This window comes from Longimicrobium sp., from assembly GCF_036387355.1.
GTDB lineage: Bacteria > Gemmatimonadota > Gemmatimonadetes > Longimicrobiales > Longimicrobiaceae > Longimicrobium.
Map to the genome: position 1 here is coordinate 1 of NZ_DASVTX010000191.1, position 3,271 is coordinate 3,271.

The following is a 3,271-nucleotide window of genomic DNA, read 5'->3' on the forward strand; positions in this document are numbered from 1 at the left end:
CGATGCACGACTGCTTGCGCGGCGTGCCCACAACCCGTCGTTCGCGGCGATCAGGCTCATCCCCACCGCGCGCTATCCGTCGGTGACGCGGACGTCGGGCCAGGATTCCTCCAGTCGCACACGGGTGCAGTGAAAAGCCACGGTGCGCGCTGTCTACAGGATCACGCTCCACCTCCGGGCAGGTGGTCGGCTGGGTTGCTCATCGTTAGTGCGGACGACACGCAGGTGCGAAGGCAGGTGGCGCTTGCCGTGGGGCGCGGGGATGGTAGCTTCCCCCAGCCTTCAAAACGGGATTTTCAGCCGATGCTCATTCGCTGCTTCGCCATCGCCGCCGGCGCGGCTGCCCTGCTGTCCGCGTGCGGAGCGTCGTCCGCACCGAGCAGCGGCCCGCCCGCCGCGCCCTCGTCGTTGGATACGCTCCGCACCCGGCCGGAACGGTCCAACTACCAGGAGACGAGCCGCTACGACGACGTGATGCGCTTTCTGGCGGAGGTGGACCGCGCGTCGCCGCTCATCCACCTGACGGACTTCGGCGCGACCACGGAGGGGCGCAGGCTTCCGCTGGCGGTGGTGGGGCGCGTGCGCGACGCCAGCCCGGCGGCGGTGCGGGCGAGTGGAAAGACGGTCGTGTACGTGCAGGGCAACATCCACGCGGGCGAGGTGGAGGGAAAGGAGGCCCTCCAGGTCCTGCTGCGCGAGATCGCGCAGGGACGGCACGCACGGCTGCTGGATTCGCTGGTGCTCCTGATCGCCCCCATCTACAACGCGGATGGCAACGAGCGCATCTCGATGACCTCGCGGCCGCATCAGCTGGGGCCCGTGGGCGGGCAGGGGCAGCGGCCCAACGCGCAGGGGCTGGACCTGAACCGCGACCACACCAAGCTGGACTCGCCCGAGGCGCGCTCTCTGATGGACATGGCGCGCGCCTACGATCCGCACGTGTGGATGGACCTGCACACCACCAACGGTACCTTTCACGCCTACCACCTCACCTACGCGCCGCCGCTGCACCCCAACACGGACGCGCTGCTCACCGGGCCATTGAACGGGGAGTGGCTCCCCACCGTGGTGCGCCGGATGAAGACCGAGCACGGCCGCGAGCTGCACGACTACGGCAACGTCCCCACGCCGGAAAGCCCGTGGGCGGCGGCGGAGGGCGCGGAGCGGGGATGGTACTCGTTCGACCACCGCCCCCGCTTCAGCAACAACTACGCGGGGCTGCGCAACCGCTTCGGCATTCTGAGCGAGGCGTTCGCGTACCTCACCTTTCAGGAGCGCATCCGCGTCACGGGCGAGTTCGTGGACGAGGTGCTCACCTGGGCGCACGCCAACGCCACCCGCATTCGCCGCGCGACCGCAGCCGCGGATGCCCGCACCCTGGCGGGCGAGCGCCTGGCCGTGACCGCGCGCCTGCACCGCGCCGCTGACCCGACCGAGATTCTGATGGGCGCGGTGGATACGGTGCGCCACCCCACCACCGGCGAGCCGATGATGCGCCGGCGCGACGTGCTGCGGCCGGAGCGGATGGCGGATTATTCCACGTTCGAGGCGGCGGAAACGGAGGTCGTTCCCACGGCGTGGCTCGTCCCGGTCGAACTGGCGGAGGTCGCGGCGCGGCTGGAGGCGCACGGCGTCCGCGTGGAGCGGCTGGCCGCGCCCACGCGCCTGTCCGTCGAGGAGTTCCGGATCGATTCCACCCGCATCGCGCCACAGCCGTTCCAGAACCACCGCGAGCGCCGCGTGTGGGGCCGGTACGTTCGCACGGAGCGCGTCGTGCCCGCGGGCACCCTGCGCGTGACCTCGTCGCAGCCGCTGGGCCGCCTTGCGTTCACGCTGCTGGAGCCGCGCTCCGACGACGGGTTCCTGAACTGGAACTTTCTGGACGCCGCGCTGGAGCGCGCGCCGGGCACGTACCCCATCCTCCGCACCCCCGCGGCGCAGCGCACGGCGGGGACGCGCTGCCGCCCCACCGGCAACTGCGGCACCGCCGTCGCCGCCTCCTGGACGCGCCCGCCGGAGTGACGCGCGGTAGTCCTCGCCTCTGGGCGGGGGCGCGTGATTCTGAGTTTTGGTAAAACCAGGTTGGTGTGACGCCTCGCCCCCCGAGTGTCATTCTGAGCGAGGCGCTGCGCCGCACCGTCCGTCACACCAGACTCTGGCGCCGACCGAAGAATCCCGCATCCCATGTACGCCCGGCTGCGCGCCGTGCTCGGACGCTGCGGGTGCGGCGGGAGAGCGTGGAGCACGCCGCGCCGGCCCGCAGCGCGGCGGATGCTTCGGTCCGGGATTCTTCAGTCGCGCATGGATCCGGCACCGGGGAAAGCGTGGCGCACGCTCCTTCATTTGGCGCCCCGGCGCCGAGGTGGGCGGCAGGACACGGGTGGAGCGGACGGTGCCGCCGCGGGCGGCGTCGGCGGCGCGAGATGGCACCGGGCGCACCGGATTCGTCACATCAGCCGCACCGGGATTGCTCACCCGGCTCGGAGTTCGAGTGTCATTCTGAGCGAGGCGCCTCGCCGCACTGTCTGTCACACCGGACTGTGGCGCCGACCGAAGAATCCCGCGCCACCGCGTCCCATGCACGCCCGGCTGCGCGCTGTGCTCGGAACCCGCGGGTGCGGCGGGAGAGGCTGGAGCACGCCACGCCGGACCGCGGCGCGGCGGATGCTTCGGTCCGGGATTCTTCAGTCGCGCATGAACGCGGTGCCAGGGAAAGCCCGGCGCATCGCTCCTTCAGAATGACCCCCCGGCGCCGAGGTGGGGCGGCAGGACACGGGTGGAGCGGACGGTGCCGCCGCGGGCGGCGTCGGCGGCGCGAGATGGCACCGGGCGCATCGGACCCGTCACATCAGCCGCACCGGGATCCCTCACCCGGCTCGGAGTTCGAGTGTCATTCTGAGCGAGGCGCCTCGCCGCACTGTCTGTCACACCGGACTGTGGCGCCGACCGAAGAATCCCGCGTCCCATGCACGCCTGGCTGCGCGCCGTGCTCGGAAGCCGCGGGTGCGGCGGGAGAGGCTCGAGCACGCCGCGCCGGACTGCGGCGCGGCGGACGTTTCGGTCCGGGATTCTTCAGTCGCGCATGGATCCGGTGCCGGGGAAAGCGCGGTGCACGCTCCTCCAGAATGACGCCCCGGCGCCGAGGTGGGCGGCAGGACACGGGTGGAGCGGACGGTGCCGCCACGGGCGGCGTCGGCGGCGCGAACTGGCATCAAGCGCACTGGATGCGTCACGTCAGCCACACCGGAGAGAAAACGAAAGAGGCGCCGCG

General features: G+C 71.6%; 1 protein-coding gene. It reads left to right on the plus strand.

Annotated elements, in window-relative coordinates:
- Window positions 1-303 precede the first annotated feature (303 nt).
- The gene (locus VF665_RS08495) at window positions 304-2,022 is read left to right on the plus strand and encodes a M14 family metallopeptidase (RefSeq protein WP_331052984.1); all 1,719 of its coding nucleotides are present in this window, start codon (window positions 304-306) and stop codon (window positions 2,020-2,022) included.
- Window positions 2,023-3,271: the final 1,249 nt, after the last annotated feature.

Excerpts from the sequence above, each read along its gene's own strand:
- VF665_RS08495 (WP_331052984.1), top strand. The coding sequence starts at position 304 with ATGCTCATTCGCTGCTTCGCCATCGCCGCCGGCGCGGCTGCCCTGCTG.